Genomic DNA, 19,231 nt, shown 5'->3' with positions numbered 1-19,231 from the left:
ATGAGCAAAGGCATCGTCCTGCTTGCCGCCGGGGGAACCGGCGGCCATGTGTTTCCCGCTGAAGCTTTGGCCTACAAGCTGAAGGAGCGCGGCTATTCCGTGCACCTCGTTACCGACAGTCGTGCCGAGCGCTATGCAGGAAAGTTTCCGGCCGACGAGATCCATGTCGTTCCGTCTGCGACGATCGGTTCGAAGAACCCGGTCGCCGTTGCTCGTGCGCTGTGGACGCTTTGGAGCGGGATGCGTGCTGCCAAGAAGCTGATCGCGCGGCTGAAGCCTGCTGTCGTCGTCGGCTTCGGAGGATACCCGACAGTGCCGCCGCTTCTGGCCGCGACGCGCCTCGGCGTGCCGGCGATGATCCACGAGCAAAACGCAGTCATGGGGCGTGCCAACAAGGCGCTGGCGAGCCGCGTGCAGGCGATTGCCGGCGGTTTTCTGCCTGACGGCGGCGGCCAGTTTCCCGACAAGACGGTGGCGACCGGTAACCCGGTGCGCCCGGCGGTCATCGCTGCGGCCAATGTGCCCTATTCCCCGTCGCGTGCCGGAGAGCCGTTCAACCTCGTGGTTTTCGGCGGCAGCCAGGGCGCCCAGTATTTCTCGAAGGCGATGCCTACGGCAATCAGCCTGCTCGATGACGCGCTTCGCGGACGTCTCAGGATCACGCAGCAGGTCCGATCCGAGGATATGGGCATGGTCGGCGATTGCGTCGCCAAGCTGGAGATGGGCGCTTCGTCCGAGATCGCGCCGTTCTTCACCGATATGGCCGAGCGGCTGGCGAAGGCGCATCTGGTGATCTGCCGCTCCGGCGCTTCGACGGTGTCGGAGATCTCGGTGATCGGACGCCCGGCGATCCTTGTTCCCTATCCGCACGCGCTCGATCACGACCAGGCCGCGAACGCCGCAGCGCTTGCTGCGACGGGCGGAGCCAAGGTCATTCCGCAGGCGGACCTTTCCTCCGAGAAGATCGCATCCATCCTGACACATGTGATGAACGACCCGGAAAAGCTTGCAAAGATGGCCGCCGCCGCAAGGCAGGCAGCCAAACCCGACGCTGCGAACTTGCTTGCCGACATGGTAGAGGCTATTGCGGCTCGACGTACAATTGCAGAGTTCAAGGGGAAACGCGCATGAAAATGCCGAAAGCCATCGGGCTCGTCCATTTCATCGGTATCGGTGGGATTGGAATGAGCGGTATCGCCGAGGTGCTTCACAATCTCGGCCATCGTGTGCAGGGCTCCGACCAGGCAGACAGCGCCAATGTGCAGCGACTGCGGGACAAGGGCATCGAAGTCTTCGTTGGCCACAAGGCTGAAAACCTCGGCGATGCCGAGGTCGTCGTCGTTTCGACGGCCATCAAGAAGAGCAATCCCGAGCTGATCGCTGCCCGCGAGAAGCTGCTGCCGGTGGTTCGCCGCGCGGAGATGCTGGCCGAGCTGATGCGCTTCCGCAATGCGATCGCGATCGGCGGTACGCACGGCAAGACGACAACCACATCGCTCGTGGCGACGCTTCTGGAGGCCGGTGGCCTCGATCCGACGGTGATCAACGGCGGCATCATCAATGCCTACGGCACGAACGCCCGCATGGGCGAGGGCGAGTGGATGGTGGTCGAGGCCGACGAGTCGGACGGTACCTTCCTCAAGCTTCCTGCCGATGTTGCCGTCATCACCAATATCGATCCCGAGCATCTCGATCATTACGGCAACTTCGATGCCGTGCGGGCTGCATTCCGTCAGTTCGTCGAGAACGTACCGTTCTATGGTTTTGGCGTCCTCTGCCTTGATCACCCTGAAGTTCAGGCGCTGGTCGGCCGCATCGAGGACCGCAAGATCGTGACCTACGGCGAAAACCCGCAGGCCGATGTTCGCTTCATGAACGTCCGCATCGATGGTCCGCGTTCGATTTTCGACGTCGAGATCCGTCGCCGCCGCACCGGACAGGTGATCAGGCTCGATAATCTCGTCATGCCGATGCCTGGCCGTCACAATATCTCGAATGCCACCGCGGCGATCGCGGTTGCCAATCGCCTCGGCATGTCGAGCGAAGATATCGCAAAGGGCCTGGCTTCGTTCGGCGGTGTCAAGCGGCGTTTCACGCTGACAGGCGAGTGGAACGGCGTGCAGATCTTCGACGACTACGGCCACCATCCGGTCGAGATCAAGGCAGTGTTGCGAGCCGCGCGCGAAGCCTGCAAGGGCCGCGTAATCGCAGTGCACCAGCCGCATCGCTATTCGCGCCTGGCGAGCCTTTTCGAAGAGTTTGCCGGCTGCTTCAACGATGCCGACAGCATTTTCCTGGCGCCGGTCTATGCCGCAGGCGAAGAGCCGATCGAAGGAGCGAACTCGGAAGCTCTTGTTTCGCGGATCAAATCCGCCGGACATCGCGATGCGCGGTTCCTCGCTTCGCCTGAGCTCTTGTCTCAGATGGTCGCAGAGATTGCAAAGCCGGGCGATTTTGTGGTTCTGTTGGGGGCTGGGAGCATCACTTACTGGGCGGCAGCGCTGCCCCAACAATTGGAAAGCCTTTCGGGAATATCTGCATGAAACAGGTGAATGGGGAAAAGCTTCTTGCGTCGCTCGGCGACGGTGTAAAGGACATCCGCGGACGGATTACGCCGGATGCGCCGATGGACCGCGTCACATGGTTTCACGCCGGTGGCCTGGCGGAGCTGATGTTCCAGCCGCACGACGAAGACGACCTCATCGCCTTCCTGAAGCTTCTGCCGGCCGAAGTGCCGCTGACGGTTGTCGGCGTGGGCTCGAACATTCTGGTCCGCGATGGCGGTATTCCGGGCGTGGTTCTGCGTCTCTCCGCAAAGGGCTTCGGCTCGGTCGAGCTCGCCGGTGAGAACCGCATTCGCGCCGGTGCGATCTGCCCGGACAAGTACGTTGCAGCCATGGCGATGGATAACGGCATTGGCGGCTTCCATTTCTACTACGGGATTCCGGGTAGCATCGGCGGCGCTGCCCGCATGAACGCCGGCGCAAATGGTGGCGAGACGCGAGAACGGCTGGTCGAAGTCACGGCCATCGATCGGGCCGGAAACCGCCATGTCCTGTCGAACGCCGATATGGGCTATGCCTATCGCCATTCGTCCGCTGCAAGCGATCTGATTTTCACCTCCGTCCTGTTCGAGGGCTATGCCGAGGACCGCGCGAAAATCCGCGCCGAGATGGATGCCGTCCGCAATCATCGCGAGACGGTTCAGCCGATCCGCGAAAAGACCGGCGGTTCGACCTTCAAGAACCCTGAAGGCCATTCCGCGTGGAAGCTTATCGATGAGGCCGGATGCCGCGGCCTTGTCATCGGCGGCGCGCAGATGTCGTCGCTGCATTGCAACTTCATGATCAACAACGGTCAGGCGACCGGGTACGATCTGGAATATCTTGGCGAGCAGGTTCGCCGCGAGGTGTTCGAGAAGTCCGGCATCAAGCTGGAGTGGGAAATCAAGCGTCTTGGCGTGTTTATGCCGGGCCGCGAAGTGCGCCCCTTCCAGGGCGTCACCAGCGAGTGACCCTCAGGCGAAGCGTTTGCTGAAGGCGGTCGAAAAGCTGACGCCGCCGCTGTTATCGGTCGCTTCGCCGATCGCCACGTCCATCGTGTTACTCGTGACCCGTACGAGGCAGAAGCCGCCCATGAAGGCGGCTTTTGCTTTGAATACATCAAGCGCACCGACCTTGTAGGCCATCGGCGTATCGTGCTCGTGTCCATGAAAGATGCCGATAACGTTGTAACCCTCGAGGGTTGCGAGCAATTCCTGACGTTCTGATTCACCCCACCAATGCGGGTTGCCGCTGCCGGTGAGGTTGAAGGTCTTCTTGTCGGGATCCCAGCGCTCCAACGAGAACTGATCCCAGCCATAGTGCTGGAAGATCACGACCGGGCGCCCGTCGGATGCATAGGTCTTGAGATCGCGCTTCATCCAGTCGAGGCTGCTGGCGGCTCCCTTGGTGTTGTCGCCGCCGTAGCGTTGCGCCTGGATGAGGTGTAGCCCGCCCCAGTTCCAGGAGTAGTTGTCGGAGGCTTCGTCATAATTGTCGACCGGCACCAGTGGCTTGAAGAAGACGCTCGGCTTGTGGTTCATCTGTACGTAGTCGCGCAGCTCGTCGCGATACCAGTCGGTCTGTGGCGGTCGCCCGTCCTGGTCAAGGTCGTGATTGCCGAGACCGACGTAGACGGGGAAATGTATGTGGTCGGTGCCGCGGCCCTGCTGATAGCGGTGGGAGAACTGCATCAGCTGCGATCCCTCCGCAAACTCTGCCGTCTGTCCGCCGCCATCATCGGTAACGTCGCCGCAGACAATGACGCCATGCGGCCTTGCGATAGGCTGACCGGCGAGCGTCAGCCCGGTTGGCTTTCCGGCTATTTCGGTCGGCCATGTCTGATGGTGGATGCTGTTCAGGGCAAGGATGTGACGGAGAAGATTTGCGTCGGTCTTGCCTTCTTGCTGGCAATTCGGGCTCAGTCCGTCTCCGAAGCGGCAGGCATGGACGTCGTTGATAACAAGGAAGGTCACGTCGGTCGCGGGAAAGGTAGCCGCCCTCGACAACGACGGCAGCGCCATCGCGAACCCGGCGCCTACACCTTGTCTCAGCAGCGATCGTCTTGTCAGCATCCCTTTTCTCCCGTTTCGCGAGAACTTAGGCGCAAGGCGTTAACAGACAACAACAAAAAAGGCCGCGGCAGTATCCTGCCGCGGCCCCCGCTTTAAGAGTTTCGGTATCAGACTTCGTCGCGGCCGGAAGCCAGGATGCAGATGAGCGTTATCACAGCCGAAAGGCCGAGATAGTAGCCGACATACTGCATGCCGTAGTTCGCCTGCAGCCAGGTGGCGATATAGGGCGCGAGCGAGGCGCCGAAGATGCCAGCAAGGTTGAAGGTGATGGACGAGCCGGTGTAGCGAACTGCGGTCGGGAAGGGCGCGGCGAGTGCCGTGCCGATCAGTCCGTAGGTCATGCCCATCAGCGCCATCGCGACGATGGCGAAAACGACGATGCTGCCTTCGCCGCCGGTCATCAGACCGGGCAGGAAGAAGGAGAATACGCCGATCAGAACGGTGGTGACGATCAGGACTTCGCGGCGACCGAAGCGCTCGGCGAGCTTGCCGACCAGCGGAATGAAGATGCCAAAGGCAACCGAACCGACGATCTGGATTTCCAGCGCGTCGAGGAACGGGATCTTCAGAACCTTGACGTTGTAGGACAGGAGATAGGCCGAGCCGATGTAGAACAGCACGAAGGTGGCGAGCGCCACGAAGGTGCCGAGGAACAGGCTGCGCTTGTGCTTGCGGAAGAGTTCGGCAACCGGAACGGCAACGCGCTCCTGCTTGTCGATCGCCTTCTGGAAATCAGGCGTTTCGGTGATCGAGAGACGAACCCAGAGGCCGATGGCGATGAGCAGGATCGAGGAGATGAACGGTACGCGCCAGCCCCAGCTCAGCAGCGCTTCCTGAGACATGACCTGCAGCAGCAGCCAGAAGATGCCTGACGACAGGAAGAGGCCTACGGGAGCGCCAAGCTGCGGGAACATACCGTACCAGCTACGCTTGCCCTCAGGCGCGTTCTCCGTCGCGAGCAGCACGGCGCCGCCCCATTCTCCGCCGAGGCCGAAGCCCTGGCCGAAGCGGCAAAGCGCGAGCAACAGCGGCGCAACGACGCCGATCGAATCGTAGGACGGCAGCAGGCCGATCACGACCGTGGAGATACCCATGGTCAGCAGTGCGGCGACGAGCGTCGTCTTGCGGCCGATCCGGTCGCCGAAGTGGCCGAAGACCACGGCGCCCAGCGGACGGGCAAAGAAGGCGATCGAGAAGGTTGCGAAAGATGCAAGCAGCGCGGTTGTCGGATCGCTATTCGGGAAGAACAGCGTCGGGAAAACCAGGACGGCCGCGGTTGCGTAAACGTAGAAATCGAAGAATTCGATCGTGGTGCCGACGAGGCTCGCGATCAGAACACGCGCCGGCGAGTTGACTTGCGCATTGTTCGATGAAGCGGGAGTCGGCGATACTCTGGATATCGCGTCTGACATTGTCATTCCAATCGGGATTGTAAGGATGCCCCGTGAGGCAGCGTCGGCTCTTAACGCAATTTTAATTCGGCGCAAATGCCAATTGCGTAACAAACGGAAAAAACATTAGCAGGCTTCGTATTTTTCGCGCAGGCGCTGCCTCGCAGCGCATCCGCTTGACCAGAATCAATATGTGGCAGATTCCTCATGAACGCTCTGGTTGAGCGCGGGAGGGAAATATGCAGAAAAGTCTTATTGCAGAATTTCTTGGTACGTTCTGGCTTGTCTTCGGTGGTTGCGGCAGCGCCGTTCTGGCTGCGGCATTCCCTGAACTCGGTATCGGTTTCACCGGCGTTGCGTTGGCTTTCGGTCTCACAGTCCTCACCATGGCCTACGCCGTGGGCGGCATATCCGGTGGGCATTTCAATCCGGCAGTAACGCTTGGACTTACTGTCGCGGGTAAGTTTTCGAAGGGGCAGTTGGTTCCCTATGTGATTGCGCAGGTTGCGGGGGCGATCGTTGCTGCCGGTGTGCTCTATATCATCGCCAGCGGCAAGGCGGGCTTCGAATTGGGCGAGTTTGCAGCGAACGGCTACGGCGAGCATTCGCCTGGCGGCTACTCGCTGATGTCGGCTCTCGCGATCGAAGTCGTGCTGAGCCTGTTCTTTATTATGATCATCCTGGGCTCGACGAGCAGCAGGGTGCCCGCAGGATTCGCGCCGATCGCGATCGGCCTGGCGCTGACGTTGATTCACCTCATCTCGATTCCCGTCACGAAAACCTCCGTCAATCCGGCGCGATCGACGGGACAGGCCCTGTTCGTCGGCGGCTGGGCTCTGCAGCAATTGTGGCTCTTCTGGCTTGCTCCGCTTGTCGGAGGGGCGCTTGGCGGAATCGTCTGGAAAGCGGTCGGAGACGAAAAGTAGGGCCATTTACGCGGCCTTGTTAACCCCGCATCGGAGGCCCGCTGCGGGGTTTTTTATGGCTCCGAAGCCCGCTTGACCCAACCCCGGCTTGGCCCCTCCGACGTCTCGTCGTGAGACGAAGTTAACGAAAGTAAACGCTTCGTTAACCATACTGCTGCTCTAATACACGCATTCCAAGTGAGCCGGATTCGGCGCGAAACAAGCTTGGTGCAAGCATCGCATTCCAGAGTGCCAGTTATTTTTGGGGGTACCTATGAGTCGCAACCACGTCGCTGTCCTGATGGGCGGATTTTCCTCGGAGAGGCCCGTAAGCCTCTCGTCCGGGGCGGCGTGCGCGGATGCGCTTGAGGCTGAAGGCTTCCAGGTGACGCGGATTGACGTTGATCGTGATGTCTCGGCGAAGCTCTCGGCTCTGCGTCCCGACGTGGTCTTCAATGCGCTGCATGGTCCCTTCGGCGAGGACGGCACGATCCAGGGCATCCTCGAATATCTTGAGATTCCCTATACGCATTCGGGTGTTCTTGCTTCGGCTCTGGCGATGGATAAGGCGAAGGCAAAGGGTGTTGCTGCCGCTGCCGGCATTCCCGTGGCGATGTCGCAGGTCATCAATCGATTCGCCTTTCCGGCCGATCATCCGATGAAGCCGCCTTACGTCGTTAAGCCGGTGCGCGAAGGGTCGAGCTTCGGTGTTGTCATCGTTCAGGAGGATCAGACTCATCCGCCGCAGATCATCGGTTCCCCGAATGGCGCTACGGAGAAGAGGTTCTCGTCGAGCGCTATATTCATGGGCGTGAGCTGACGTGCGGGGTGATGGGCGACCAGGTGCTCGGTGTCACCGAGATCGTTCCGTTGGGGCATGGCTTCTATGACTATGACGCCAAGTACGTTGCGGGTGGCTCGAAACACGTCATTCCGGCGGAAATTTCACCGAATATTTACCAAAAAATACAATCATTGGCGTTAAGGGCGCATCAAGCAATTGGTTGCCGTGGGGTTAGTCGGTCCGACTTTCGTTACGACGATCGCTTCTCCGAGGATGGCGAGCTCATCTGGCTGGAAATCAACACTCAGCCGGGTATGACGCCAACGTCTCTGGTGCCTGAAATGGCCGGCTATGCCGGTTACTCGTTCGGTGAATTTCTCCGGTGGATGGTGGAGGACGCTTCTTGTTCTCGGTGACGGTCAAAAGAGTGGGGCGCCCAAGTCATCGCGCGGAACCCTCGTATCCCGAGGGTGATGGACGCATGGTTCTGCCGCGTCCGCTGCGTCGCGTCGTGCGCTTCCTCGTCAGTCTCGGTAGTGGCCGTATCCACATTCCGGCTCACGTCGGCACCGTATCGGCTTTGGCGTTCCTGTCTGCGACTGGTCTGTATGGCATGTCTCTTGGTGGTCACACCGAGGCCGTTGCGCAGGCGACGACGACGGCTGCCGGCTTTGCCATCGAAGATGTGAAGGTTTCCGGCAACTCTGAAACCTCAGAGATCGATATCCTCCAGCTCATCGGGCTTGACGGTACGACGTCGCTCGTAGCCCTCGACGTCGACGCTGCGCGCCAGAAGATCGCGACGCTTCCCTGGGTCGAGAGTGTCGAGATTCGCAAGGTTTACCCGAAGACGATCGAGGTGAAGCTGAAGGAGCGTACGGCTTACGCGATCTGGCAGCACGGCGCAGAATTGTCTCTGGTCGAGAAGGGTGGCGCGGTCATCGCGCCGCTTCGCGACAACAAGTTTTCGCAGTTGCCGCTGGTCGTTGGTCGCGGCGCCGAGGTTGCGGCCGTTTCGCTCGAGGACGAGTTCTCCAAGTGGCCTGATATCAAGGCGCGCGTGAAGGCCTACGTTTGGATCTCCGGTCGTCGCTGGGATCTGCACATGGACAACGGCGTAGTGATCAAGCTGCCTGAAGACGAGATCGATCTGGCGCTCGCTCGCCTGTCGAAGTTCATGAAGGAGCAGGATCTTCTCGATCGCGATATCGCGGCGGTCGACCTTCGTCTTTCCGATCGTACTGCAATTCAATTGACGCCCGAGGCGATGGCCCGGCGTCAGCTGGTCCTCGATCAACGCACCAAAGATTTGAAGAAGGCGGGGCAGAATATATGAGCTTGTTCGGTTCATCCCATTTCGGATTGCCGCGCCTGAAGCCGCTTTCGTCGAAGCGGTCGCATGTCGTTTCGGTGCTTGATATCGGATCGACGAAAGTCGTCTGCATGATCGGGCGGCTGACGCCTCGCGAAGAGAGCCAGGTTCTGCCGGGTCGCACGCACAACATCGAAATCATCGGCATCGGCCACCAGCGTTCGCGCGGTATCAAGACCGGAGCGATCTCGGACCTCGATGCGCTGGAGAGCGTTATCCGTCTGGCAGTCGATGCTGCCGAACGTATGGCTGGGCTTACGGTTGAGAGCCTCATCGTCAACGTAACGGCCGGTCGTCTCACCAGCGATATCTATACCGCGACCATCGATCTCGGCGGTCAGGAAGTCGAACTGAACGACCTGAAGAAGGTTCTTGCCGCGGCATGCCAGCAGTCGCTGCGCCAGGACCGCGCGGTCCTTCATTCTCTGGCCACCGGCTTCTCGCTGGATGGCGAACGCGGCATCCGCGATCCGTTGTCCATGTATGGTGACGTCCTCGGCGTCGACATGCATGTCGTGACAGCAGAGCGCACGGCACTCAAGAATCTCGAGCTCAGCGTCAATCGCGCCCACCTCTCGGTCGAGGGTATCGTCGCGACGCCTTACGCTTCCGGTCTTGCCGCTCTCGTCGATGATGAAGTCGAACTGGGTTGTGCTGCAATCGACATGGGCGGCGGCACGACGACGATCTCGGTCTTTGCCGAAGGCAAGCTGGTTCACACGGATGCCGTCAGCCTTGGCGGTCATCATGTAACGACCGATCTGGCGCGCGGTCTTTCGACCCGCATCGAAGACGCGGAGCGCCTGAAGGTGGTTCACGCTTCGGCCATGCCGAACTCTTCCGATGAGCGCGAGCTGATCTCGATCCCGCCGATCGGCGAAGACGATCGTGATCTGCCGACGCAGGTGCCGCGTGCGCTGGTTTCGCGCATCGTCAGCGCCCGCATCGAAGAGACAATGGAATTGATTCGCGACCGGATCCAGCGCTCGGGCTTCAGCCCGATCGTCGGCAAGCGCGTCGTGCTGACGGGTGGCGCAAGCCAGCTGACCGGCCTTGCCGAAGTCGCACGCCGCATTCTGGCCCGTAACGTCAGAATCGGCCGTCCGATGGGTGTGTCGGGATTGCCGACCGCTGCGAAGGGCCCGGCCTTTTCGACCGCAGTCGGTCTGATGATCTACCCGCAGGTCGCGGACATGGAAACACATGCGTCACAGAGCGGTCTGCTCATGTCGCTTGGCGGAAATACCAGCCGCATTGCCCGGATGGGCCAGTGGCTGAAGGAAAGCTTCTAGAGATTTAATGAATTGGCCGGCGTGGCGATGCGGCCATAAAGAGAAGGAACGGTACCATGACTATCAAGCTGCATAAGCCTGACATCACAGAGCTGAAGCCGCGGATCACCGTGTTCGGTGTTGGCGGTGGCGGCGGCAATGCTGTCAACAACATGATTTCCGCAGGCCTCCAGGGCGTCGACTTCGTTGTCGCCAACACGGATGCTCAGGCCCTGACGATGACCAAGGCGGAGCGGATCATCCAGCTCGGCGCCAGCGTCACGGAAGGTCTCGGTGCCGGTTCGCAGCCGGAAGTCGGCCGTGCAGCTGCTGAAGAATGCATCGACGAGATCGTCGATCATCTGCAGGGCACGCACATGTGCTTCGTCACCGCCGGCATGGGCGGCGGCACCGGCACTGGTGCTGCTCCCGTTGTCGCGCAGGCAGCCCGCAACAAGGGCATCCTGACGGTCGGCGTCGTGACCAAGCCGTTCCACTTCGAAGGCGGTCGCCGCATGCGTCTGGCCGAATCGGGCATCCAGGAGCTGCAGAAGTCGGTCGACACCCTGATCGTCATCCCGAACCAGAACCTCTTCCGCATTGCCAACGACAAGACGACCTTCGCGGACGCGTTCGCGATGGCCGACCAGGTTCTCTACTCGGGCGTTGCCTGCATCACCGACCTGATGGTGAAGGAAGGTCTCATCAACCTCGACTTCGCCGACGTTCGTTCGGTCATGCGCGAGATGGGCCGCGCGATGATGGGTACCGGCGAGGCTTCCGGCCAGGGCCGCGCGATGCAGGCTGCCGAAGCCGCGATCGCAAACCCGCTGCTCGACGAAACCTCGATGAAGGGCGCACAGGGCCTGCTGATCTCCATCACCGGTGGTCGCGACCTTACCCTCTTCGAAGTCGACGAAGCCGCGACCCGTATCCGCGAAGAAGTCGATCCGGATGCGAACATCATCCTCGGCGCGACGTTCGACGAATCGCTTGAAGGTATCATCCGCGTTTCCGTCGTTGCCACCGGCATCGACCGCGCGATGAACCAGGACGCCGGAAAGAACTTCCAGCAGATCCAGAAGCCGATGATCCGTCCTTCCGCGGCCGTTGCTCCGGCACCGGCCGCAGTTCAGCCTGCACCTGTCATGCAGCAGGCACCAAAGGCCGTCGACCCGATCGCACAGACCATTCGTATGGCGGAAGCCGAAATGGAACGCGAACTGGAGATCCACGCACCGCGCGCCGCCGCACCGGTACAGCAGCCTGTACAGCAGGAAACGTTCCGTCCGCAGAGCAAGATCTTCGCAGCTCCTGAAGCCGCTCCGGTCATCCGTCCGGCACCGGTCCAGGCGGCTCCAGTTCACGCGCCGGTCATGCAGCAGCCGCAGCCGGTCATGAGCCAGCCGGCTCCGATCATGCCGCAGCCTGCTCCTGTCATGCAGCAGCACGTTGCACCGCAGCCGTCCATGCGCATGCCGAAGGTAGAGGATTTCCCGCCGGTCGTGCAGGCCGAAATCGACCATCGCACGCAGCCTGCGGCTCCGTCGCATGCTCATGAAGATCGCGGCCCGATGGGACTTCTCAAGCGGATCACGAACTCTCTTGGTCGCCGGGAAGAAGAAGTCGCTCCCGAGATGACGTCGGCTCCGGCCGCCGCGTCGCAGCAGCGCCGTCCGCTTTCTCCTGAGGCGAGCCTCTATGCGCCGCGCCGCGGAAACCTGGACGATCAGGGCCGCAGCGTTCCGCAGGCCCGCATGATGCAGGAAGACGATCAGCTCGAAATTCCTGCCTTCCTGCGTCGTCAGTCGAACTGACGCAAACAGAGAATCGCCACGAAAAGGCCCGGGGAACACCCCGGGCATTCCTGTTTCCGGACATCGGAAACCAGGCAAATTGCTCTTTTATTTCAAACGCATGCTTTCGTAACAAAGCGAAAGAAACAGTGATTTGGATTGCGGCCCCACCGCACGTATGTATGGGCTCAAGGAACCGTCTTCGTACGCCTTGCGGCTGAACCTGGACGGAGTGAAATGAGCTCGGCGAGCAGCTATCGGCATATAGGTCGGAGCAACCGTCGGGACAATAAAGGCAAGATTTATGGTTATTGGCATGTTGGGTTTTCAAACGACGGTATCGCGCCCGGTCTCGCTTTCCGGGATCGGCGTTCATTCCGGTGCTGACGTTTCGATCACCTTCAACCCCGCGGAAGCCGACACGGGCGTTGTGTTCAACCGCATGCACGAGAACGGCGAAGTTTCTGAATATCGCGCTGTTTCCTCGCAGGTCGGCAATACGGATCTCTGCACTGTTCTTGGCTTCTCGCCGGCGCGCTCCGTCGCGACGATCGAGCACGTCATGGCTGCAGTCTACGCGCTTGGTCTCGACAACGTTCTGATTGAAGTGCACGGCGCTGAAATGCCGATCATGGACGGCAGCTCGATGCCCTTCATCGAAGCCGTCGAGCAGGTCGGTCTCGTGTCTCTCGGCGTCAAGCGCCGCTACATCCGCATCACCAAGCCTGTCCGTATCGAGCATGGCGGCTCGTGGAGCGAGTTCCGCCCCTATGACGGCATGCGCTTCGAAGTAGAGATCGATTTCGATTGCCCGCTGATCGGCCGTCAGAAGTGGGAAGGCGGTATCACCGCAGCGACCTTCAAGTCTGAGCTGTCCCGGGCTCGTACGTTCGGCTTCATGCGCGATGTCGAGCGCCTGTGGGCCTCGGGTCACGCGCTTGGTTCGTCGCTCGAGAATTCCGTCGTCATCTCCGACGACAACACTGTCATCAACGTCGAGGGCCTGCGTTACGCCAAGGACGAATTCGTACGCCACAAGGCGCTCGATGCCGTCGGCGATCTGGCTCTTGCCGGTGCGCCCTTCATCGGCTGCTATCGCTCCTATCGTGGCGGCCACAAGATGAATGCCAATGCTCTCAAGGCGTTGCTCAGCGATCCGACCGCCTATGAAGTGGTCGAGACGTCTGCACCGCGCCAACGCGTTGCTCCCCGCGATTTCATTCGGGTCAACGCACCGGAATTTGCTCCCTGGTCGGCATGACCTCCATCGCAATTTCAGGCCAGGGCCGCCTCCTTCGGGGGGCGGTTTCTTTTATGTAGGGCATGGATCCGCGATTCCCGATAGGCGTTTGGCAGCAGAGGTTTAGCGGCAACATATCTGCCGTTTGTGGAGGCGAAACGGGAGATTATGACCTGCGCCGCCACAAAAATGCGTTAATGCATCATCATTGCGTTGCTCTAGCCATGCATTTGTGGCTAGAAACGCCAGCAAGGCGTGGCTGCCGTTGAGGGATGGCGGCGGTTGGGAAAGTTCCGATGGGTTATGCAGGGTCTGAAAGTATGATGAAGACAGCGCGCGCTTTGTTCGCATCGCTCTTGGTGCTGAGCGCAGGTGCCTTAGTTTCCGGATGCCAGTCGGACCCAGACATCGACATTACCAAACTCGGCCTCGAAAACGATCCGCCGGACGTTCTCTACACTCAGGGCCTCGCCAACATGAAGGCCGGCAACATGGCCGAGGCGGCGCGCAAGTTCGACGCCATCGACCGTGAGAACCCGTTCTCCGAATGGGCGCGCAAGGCGCTCGTCATGAGCACCTTCGTCAAATACCGCCAGGGTCGTCTCGACGATGCGCTCGCGTCCGGTAACCGCTACATGGCGCAGTATCCGAAGTCGAAGGATGCGCCCTACGTGCAGTATCTTATCGGTCTCAGCTATTCCAAGCAGATTGTTGACGTGACGCAGGACCAGCGCGCGGCGGCAAAGACCGTCGAGGCGATGCAGGCCGTGATCGATAACTATCCGGATTCGGAGTATGTCGATGACGCGCAGGCAAAGATCCGCTTCGCCCGCGACCAGCTGGCCGGCAAGGAAATGCAGATCGGGCGCTACTACATGGAGCGCAAGGAATACCTTGCAGCGATCTCGCGCTTCCGAACCGTCGTCGAGAAGTATCCGAGCACGAATCAGATCGAAGAAGCGCTGGCGCGTCTCGTCGAGGCCTATTACGCGATGGGCATCGTCGAGGAAGCACAGACCGCAGCCGCGGTTCTCGGCCATAACTATCCTGATAGCCAGTGGTACGCTGACTCCTACAAGCTCCTGAAGAGTGGTGGCACAGAGCCGCGCGAGAATCCGGGCTCGTGGATTGCTGCTGCAGGCAAGAAACTCCTGCTCGGTTCCTGAGACCAATGCTGATCCAGCTTTCGATCCGCGATATCGTTTTGATCGAGCGGCTGGATCTTGCCTTCGAGACCGGCCTCTCGGTGCTGACAGGCGAGACCGGCGCTGGCAAATCCATCCTGCTCGATAGCCTCTCGCTTGCCCTTGGCGGGCGAGGCGATGGTGGCCTTGTTCGCCATGGCGAAGACAAGGGGCAGGTGACGGCTGTCTTCGACGTCGGCCCGGAGCACGGCGCGCGAAGGCTGCTGCGCGAAAACGGCATCGACGATGACGGCGATCTCATTTTCCGCCGCGTTCAGAATTCGGACGGGCGTACCAAGGCCTATGTGAACGACCAGCCGCTCAGCGTTCAGCTGATGCGCCAGGCCGGACAGATGCTTGTCGAGATTCATGGCCAGCACGATGACCGAGCCTTGGTCGATGCACATGCGCATCGGATTCTGCTCGATGCTTTCGCAGGCGCCAACGACGACGCTGCAGCCGTTTCAAACCTCTACCGGATCTGGCGAGACACCGAGCGGACGCTGAAGAAGCAACGCGAGAAGGTGGAGAATGCTGCGCGCGAGGCGGATTATCTACGGTCTTCCGTCGAAGAACTCGAAAAGCTGGCGCCACAGGATGGCGAGGAAGACGAGCTTGCCGAACGCCGCCAGAAGATGATGAAGGCCGAGCGAATCGCCGGCGACATCGCCGAGGCTTCCGAGTTCCTCAACGGCAATGCATCTCCCGTGCCGCATATCGCTTCGCTGGTGCGCAGGCTGGAGCGCAAGAGCCATGAGGCTCCGGGCTTGCTGGAAGACACTGTTGCGCTTCTGGACGCTGCTCTGGATCAGCTCTCCAACGCCCAGATGGAAGTCGAGGCGGCGCTCAGGAAGACGGAATACGATCCGAAGGAACTCGAGCGCGTTGAAGAGCGTCTGTTCGCCCTCCGCGCGGCTTCCCGCAAATACTCGGTTCCCGTTACCGAGCTGCCGGCGCTGACCGTCCGCATGATCAGTGATCTTGCCGATGTCGATGCCGGCGAAGAGAAACTTGCCAAGCTTCAGGCCGAGGTTGGCGCCGCCCGGGCAAACTACGACGCCGCGGCGCGCAAGCTTTCCGACAAGCGGCATCACGCGGGTGACGCCCTAGCTGCTGCCGTTATGGCTGAGTTGCCGGCGCTGAAGCTCGAGCGCGCACGGTTCATGGTTGAGATTACCACCAATCCCGAGGACGCGACCTCCGAAGGGATCGACGTGGTCGAGTTCCACGTCCAAACCAACCCTGGCACGCGTCCCGGCTCGATCATGAAGGTGGCATCGGGTGGCGAGCTATCGCGCTTCCTGTTGGCCCTGAAAGTGGCGCTTGCCGATCGCGGCTCCGCTCCGACGCTTGTTTTCGACGAAATCGACACTGGCGTCGGTGGTGCTGTCGCGGATGCGATCGGCCAGCGCCTGAAGCGGCTTTCCGATCGCGTACAGGTGCTCTCGGTCACGCATGCACCGCAGGTGGCCGCACGCGCGGCAACGCATCTACTGATCTCGAAAGGCCCGGCCGCCGAAGGCTCCGAGAAGATCGCGACGCGCGTCGCGACGATGGCGCCCGGCGACCGCACCGAAGAAATCGCCCGTATGCTGGCGGGTGCCTCGGTGACCGAAGAGGCGAGGGCTGCGGCGGCGCGGCTTCTGGCCGGGAACGGCTGATTTCGCGATCGCCGAATTGGGGAGAGGCGTTGGAGAAGACGTCTCGCTCTCTTTCAATCCATCGATTTTGCTCTAAAACGACTCCAGATTCCGTGGAGCGAGAGCCGTATGTCGAACGAAGCCATAGCCGTTGATGCCCTGACGATCGAAGATGCTGCCGCCGAGCTTGCGCGGCTCGCCAAGGAGATCGCCCGCAACGATGAGCTTTATCACGGCGAGGATCGTCCGGCGATTTCGGATGCTGAATACGATGGGCTGAAACGACGAAACGACGCGATCGAAGCGCGGTTTCCGGAGCTCATTCGCGAGGACAGCCCGTCGCGGCGCGTCGGTGCGGCGCCTTCGGAAACCTTCGCGCCCGTCGTGCACGCGCGGCCGATGCTATCGCTCGACAATACGTTTTCGCAGGAGGATGTGCAGGACTTCGTGGCAAGCGTCTATCGCTTCCTTGGTCGTCTGCCGGATCAATCCATCGCCTTTACGGCCGAGCCGAAGATCGATGGCCTCTCCATGTCGATCCGCTACGAGAACGGGAAGATGGTGAGTGCCGCTACGCGAGGCGACGGCACGACGGGCGAGAATGTCACGGCCAACATCCGTACGATCAAGGAAATCCCGCAGACGCTGCCTGCCGGCGTGCCTGATGTCGTTGAGGTGCGCGGCGAAGTCTTTATGGCCAAGAGCGACTTCATGGGCCTGAACAGGCAGATGGAAGCGGAAGGCAAGCAGACCTACGTCAACCCGCGCAACACGGCGGCCGGATCGCTCCGCCAGCTCGACGCCAAGGTGACAGCCAGCCGCAAGCTGAGATTCTTCGCCTATGCCTGGGGCGAGATTTCGGAGCCGAATGATCTGCCGAAGACCCAGTTCGACATGGTGCAGACCTTCAAGGAATGGGGTTTCCCGGTCAATCCGCTGATGAAGCGGCTGAATTCGGTTACCGATATCCTGGCTCACTACGATGAGATCGGCCTGAAGCGGCCGGATCTCGACTATGACATCGACGGTGTCGTCTACAAGGTCGATAGCCTGGAGCTCCAGCAAAGGCTCGGCTTCCGCTCGCGCAGCCCACGCTGGGCGACGGCGCACAAGTTCCCGGCGGAGCAGGCTTTCACCACCGTCGAGAATATCGATATCCAGGTGGGACGCACCGGCGCGCTGACGCCGGTTGCGCGGCTGACGCCAATTACCGTCGGCGGTGTCGTCGTGACCAATGCGACGCTGCATAACGCCGACTACATCGAAGGTATCGGCAATACGGGCGAGCGCATTCGGGAAGAGGGTCACGATATCCGGATCGGCGACACGGTTATCGTGCAGCGGGCGGGGGATGTGATTCCGCAGGTGCTCGACGTTGTCATGGAGAAGCGACCGGCAGATGCAGTCCGCTATGATTTCCCGCAGAAATGCCCGGTCTGCGGCAGCCATGCGGTTCGGGAAAAAAACGAGAAAACCGGCAAGCTCGATTCGGTCACGCGCTGCACCGGCGGTTTCATCTGCCGCGCGCAGGCCACCGAGCACCTGAAGCACTTCGTCTCGCGCAATGCCTTCGATATCGAGGGCCTCGGATCGAAGCAGGTCGACTTCTTCTTCGAGAGTGAGGATCCGGCGCTGCAGATCCGCACCGCGCCTGACATTTTCACGTTGGAGAAACGGCAGGCGAACTCGCTTACGAAGCTCGAAAACATCGAGGGCTTCGGTCGGGTGAGCGTCGGCAAGCTTTATGCTGCGATCAACGAACGGCGCAGCATCGCGCTGCACCGGTTCATCTACGCGCTCGGCATCCGCCACATCGGCGAGACGACGGCGAAGCTGCTGGCACGATCCTACGGCACCTATGCAGACTTCGGCGCAGCGATGGAAGCTGCTGCGCCACTGTCAGGCGATGCTTGGAATGATCTCAATGCCATCGAAGGCATAGGCGAGATCGTCGCCCGCGCGATCGTGGAATTCTACAAGGAGCCGCGCAACGTCGAGGTGATCTCGCGCCTGCTGGCCGAGCTGAACGACGGGACGCCATTGCCGGCGGAACAGATCGCGGCTTCGAACAGCCCGGTCGCCGGCAAGACGGTTGTGTTTACCGGTTCGCTCGAGAAGTTCACGCGCGATGAGGCCAAGGCGCGAGCCGAAAGCCTCGGCGCCAAGGTCGCGGGCTCAGTGTCGAAGAAGACCGACATCCTTGTGGCGGGGCCTGGCGCTGGTTCCAAGCTCGACAAGGCGCGCGAACTCGGAATCCAGACCATGGACGAGGATGAGTGGCTGGCGCTGATCAGCGGGTGAGGGCGCCAGCCTTCGCCCTTTCTACAGCCTGACCCGCGCCATCGTGTAGGCGTCGACGTAGGTGCCGTCTCGAAAGCCGAAGGCCTTTAACTGGCCTTCCTTCTCGAAGCCGAACTTCGCGTAAAGCGCAAGGGCGGCGGCATTGTCTGTATAGACCGTGAGCTCCAGCCGCTTGATATCAAGCCAATTGTCTGCCGTATCGACAAGAGCCTCCATCAACGCGCTGCCAACGCCTCTTCCCGTAAAATCATCGTGCACGCCCATGCCGATGCTAGCCGCGTGGCCGCGACGCCCCTGGAAGCGCATCAGGTGCGCGTCGCCGACCACCACTCCGTCGAGTTCGGCAACAATGCTGACATTTCCCTGCGGCTTCATCTCGAAATGTTTCCGGGTCTCTTCGACGCTCTGGTAGGGAGGGCGAAGCGTGCCGTGGCGGAAACCGGGGAGGTTGAGCATGGCGGTTACTGCTTCGATGTCGCTTGAGCGCATCGCGCGGATCGTCACGCCCATCGCGGGCGGTTTTATTGGCTTGCCTTGCAGATTATCCAAAACGCTCTCCTTGAGTTGTGGGAGGAGAGCAAGCTTCGAAAACCCTGCTCACCTCGGCAGGGTCTTCGGGATCGATCGGTCGATTAACGCGCCAATGCTTCCCCGAGCCCCGCATGGGCCGTGGTGTGGTGCATGGTCGCAAGAATGGCGCGTGATCCGATCATGCGAGGAAAGTCGTTGATG

14 protein-coding genes and 1 pseudogene are annotated in these 19,231 nt (G+C 60.9%); 12 read left to right on the top strand and 3 right to left on the bottom strand.

Annotation, left to right across the window (positions count from 1 at the left end):
* Genes murG through murB form a run of 3 tightly spaced genes read left to right on the top strand, consistent with a single transcriptional unit; the run spans nucleotide 1 to nucleotide 3,514 of the window.
* On the top strand, nucleotides 1–1,131 hold the full coding sequence (murG, locus tag FZ934_RS09210) for an undecaprenyldiphospho-muramoylpentapeptide beta-N-acetylglucosaminyltransferase (RefSeq protein WP_153270831.1): 1,131 nt from the start codon (nucleotides 1–3) through the stop codon (nucleotides 1,129–1,131).
* Nucleotides 1,128–2,543: a UDP-N-acetylmuramate--L-alanine ligase gene (gene murC / locus FZ934_RS09205; protein WP_153270830.1), complete on the top strand. Its 1,416-nt coding sequence runs from the start codon at nucleotides 1,128–1,130 to the stop codon at nucleotides 2,541–2,543. The genes murG and murC overlap by 4 nt, the downstream gene beginning before the upstream one ends.
* On the top strand, nucleotides 2,540–3,514 hold the full coding sequence (murB, locus tag FZ934_RS09200; protein WP_113363429.1) for a UDP-N-acetylmuramate dehydrogenase: 975 nt from the start codon (nucleotides 2,540–2,542) through the stop codon (nucleotides 3,512–3,514). The genes murC and murB overlap by 4 nt, the downstream gene beginning before the upstream one ends.
* Nucleotides 3,515–3,517: 3 nt before the next feature.
* Here murB and FZ934_RS09195 read toward each other — a convergent pair whose 3' ends face one another.
* Nucleotides 3,518–4,615 (bottom strand): metallophosphoesterase, encoded by a 1,098-nt coding sequence (locus FZ934_RS09195; protein ID WP_153270829.1) that lies wholly within the window; start codon nucleotides 4,613–4,615, stop codon nucleotides 3,518–3,520.
* A gap of 107 nt (nucleotides 4,616–4,722) precedes the next feature.
* Nucleotides 4,723–6,027: an MFS transporter gene (locus tag FZ934_RS09190; RefSeq protein ID WP_153270828.1), complete on the bottom strand. Its 1,305-nt coding sequence runs from the start codon at nucleotides 6,025–6,027 to the stop codon at nucleotides 4,723–4,725.
* Between the two features lie 218 nt (nucleotides 6,028–6,245).
* Between FZ934_RS09190 and aqpZ the strand changes: the two genes are divergently transcribed.
* The 9 genes and pseudogenes from aqpZ (at nucleotide 6,246) to ligA (ending at nucleotide 18,499) form a co-directional block, all read left to right on the top strand.
* Nucleotides 6,246–6,932 (top strand): aquaporin Z, encoded by a 687-nt coding sequence (gene aqpZ, locus FZ934_RS09185; protein ID WP_153270827.1) that lies wholly within the window; start codon nucleotides 6,246–6,248, stop codon nucleotides 6,930–6,932.
* 253 nt (nucleotides 6,933–7,185) lie between these two features.
* Nucleotides 7,186–8,111 (top strand): annotated as a pseudogene (locus FZ934_RS09180) (D-alanine--D-alanine ligase).
* A complete protein-coding gene (locus FZ934_RS09175) occupies nucleotides 8,099–9,031 on the top strand; it encodes a cell division protein FtsQ/DivIB (RefSeq protein WP_153270826.1) in 933 nt (310 codons plus the stop codon). The pseudogene FZ934_RS09180 and the gene FZ934_RS09175 overlap by 13 nt, the downstream one beginning before the upstream one ends.
* Nucleotides 9,028–10,359 carry a cell division protein FtsA gene (gene ftsA, locus FZ934_RS09170; protein WP_113363423.1) on the top strand — a complete coding sequence of 444 codons (1,332 nt, stop codon included), beginning with the start codon at nucleotides 9,028–9,030 and terminating at the stop codon, nucleotides 10,357–10,359. The genes FZ934_RS09175 and ftsA overlap by 4 nt, the downstream gene beginning before the upstream one ends.
* A 56-nt stretch (nucleotides 10,360–10,415) precedes the next feature.
* A complete protein-coding gene (gene ftsZ, locus FZ934_RS09165; protein ID WP_153270825.1) occupies nucleotides 10,416–12,155 on the top strand; it encodes a cell division protein FtsZ in 1,740 nt (579 codons plus the stop codon).
* A 283-nt stretch (nucleotides 12,156–12,438) separates the two neighbouring features.
* Nucleotides 12,439–13,395 (top strand): UDP-3-O-acyl-N-acetylglucosamine deacetylase, encoded by a 957-nt coding sequence (lpxC, locus tag FZ934_RS09160; protein WP_153270824.1) that lies wholly within the window; start codon nucleotides 12,439–12,441, stop codon nucleotides 13,393–13,395.
* Nucleotides 13,396–13,670: 275 nt separating this feature from the next.
* On the top strand, nucleotides 13,671–14,540 hold the full coding sequence (locus tag FZ934_RS09155; protein WP_194273785.1) for an outer membrane protein assembly factor BamD: 870 nt from the start codon (nucleotides 13,671–13,673) through the stop codon (nucleotides 14,538–14,540).
* Between the two features lie 5 nt (nucleotides 14,541–14,545).
* Nucleotides 14,546–16,219 carry a DNA repair protein RecN gene (gene recN / locus FZ934_RS09150; RefSeq protein ID WP_153270822.1) on the top strand — a complete coding sequence of 558 codons (1,674 nt, stop codon included), beginning with the start codon at nucleotides 14,546–14,548 and terminating at the stop codon, nucleotides 16,217–16,219.
* Between the two features lie 108 nt (nucleotides 16,220–16,327).
* Nucleotides 16,328–18,499, top strand: a complete 2,172-nt coding sequence (gene ligA, locus FZ934_RS09145; protein WP_153270821.1) for an NAD-dependent DNA ligase LigA — start codon at nucleotides 16,328–16,330, stop codon at nucleotides 18,497–18,499.
* A gap of 21 nt (nucleotides 18,500–18,520) precedes the next feature.
* On the opposite strand, the gene FZ934_RS09140 is transcribed toward ligA, so the two are convergent.
* Nucleotides 18,521–19,009, bottom strand: a complete 489-nt coding sequence (locus FZ934_RS09140) for a GNAT family N-acetyltransferase (RefSeq protein ID WP_153272405.1) — start codon at nucleotides 19,007–19,009, stop codon at nucleotides 18,521–18,523.
* Between the last annotated feature and the right edge of the window lie 222 nt (nucleotides 19,010–19,231).

Origin of the sequence: Rhizobium grahamii, from assembly GCF_009498215.1 — a bacterium.
Classification (GTDB): domain Bacteria; phylum Pseudomonadota; class Alphaproteobacteria; order Rhizobiales; family Rhizobiaceae; genus Rhizobium; species Rhizobium grahamii_A.
The sequence above is the reverse complement of the archived record's forward strand: the minus strand, read 5'-3'. Positions and strand labels throughout refer to the sequence as shown.

Bases quoted from the DNA above. Each gene is read 5' to 3' on its own strand.
- recN (WP_153270822.1), top strand. From the start codon at position 14,546: ATGCTGATCCAGCTTTCGATCCGCGATATCGTTTTGATCGAGCGGCTG.
- FZ934_RS09155 (WP_194273785.1), top strand. From the start codon at position 13,671: ATGGGTTATGCAGGGTCTGAAAGTATGATGAAGACAGCGCGCGCTTTG.
- FZ934_RS09190 (WP_153270828.1), bottom strand. From the start codon at position 6,027: ATGTCAGACGCGATATCCAGAGTATCGCCGACTCCCGCTTCATCGAAC.
- lpxC (WP_153270824.1), top strand. From the start codon at position 12,439: ATGGTTATTGGCATGTTGGGTTTTCAAACGACGGTATCGCGCCCGGTC.
- murC (WP_153270830.1), top strand. From the start codon at position 1,128: ATGAAAATGCCGAAAGCCATCGGGCTCGTCCATTTCATCGGTATCGGT.
- ftsA (WP_113363423.1), top strand. From the start codon at position 9,028: ATGAGCTTGTTCGGTTCATCCCATTTCGGATTGCCGCGCCTGAAGCCG.
- FZ934_RS09140 (WP_153272405.1), bottom strand. From the start codon at position 19,009: ATGGGCGTGACGATCCGCGCGATGCGCTCAAGCGACATCGAAGCAGTA.
- aqpZ (WP_153270827.1), top strand. From the start codon at position 6,246: ATGCAGAAAAGTCTTATTGCAGAATTTCTTGGTACGTTCTGGCTTGTC.
- ftsZ (WP_153270825.1), top strand. From the start codon at position 10,416: ATGACTATCAAGCTGCATAAGCCTGACATCACAGAGCTGAAGCCGCGG.
- FZ934_RS09195 (WP_153270829.1), bottom strand. From the start codon at position 4,615: ATGCTGACAAGACGATCGCTGCTGAGACAAGGTGTAGGCGCCGGGTTC.
- ligA (WP_153270821.1), top strand. From the start codon at position 16,328: ATGTCGAACGAAGCCATAGCCGTTGATGCCCTGACGATCGAAGATGCT.
- murB (WP_113363429.1), top strand. From the start codon at position 2,540: ATGAAACAGGTGAATGGGGAAAAGCTTCTTGCGTCGCTCGGCGACGGT.
- murG (WP_153270831.1), top strand. From the start codon at position 1: ATGAGCAAAGGCATCGTCCTGCTTGCCGCCGGGGGAACCGGCGGCCAT.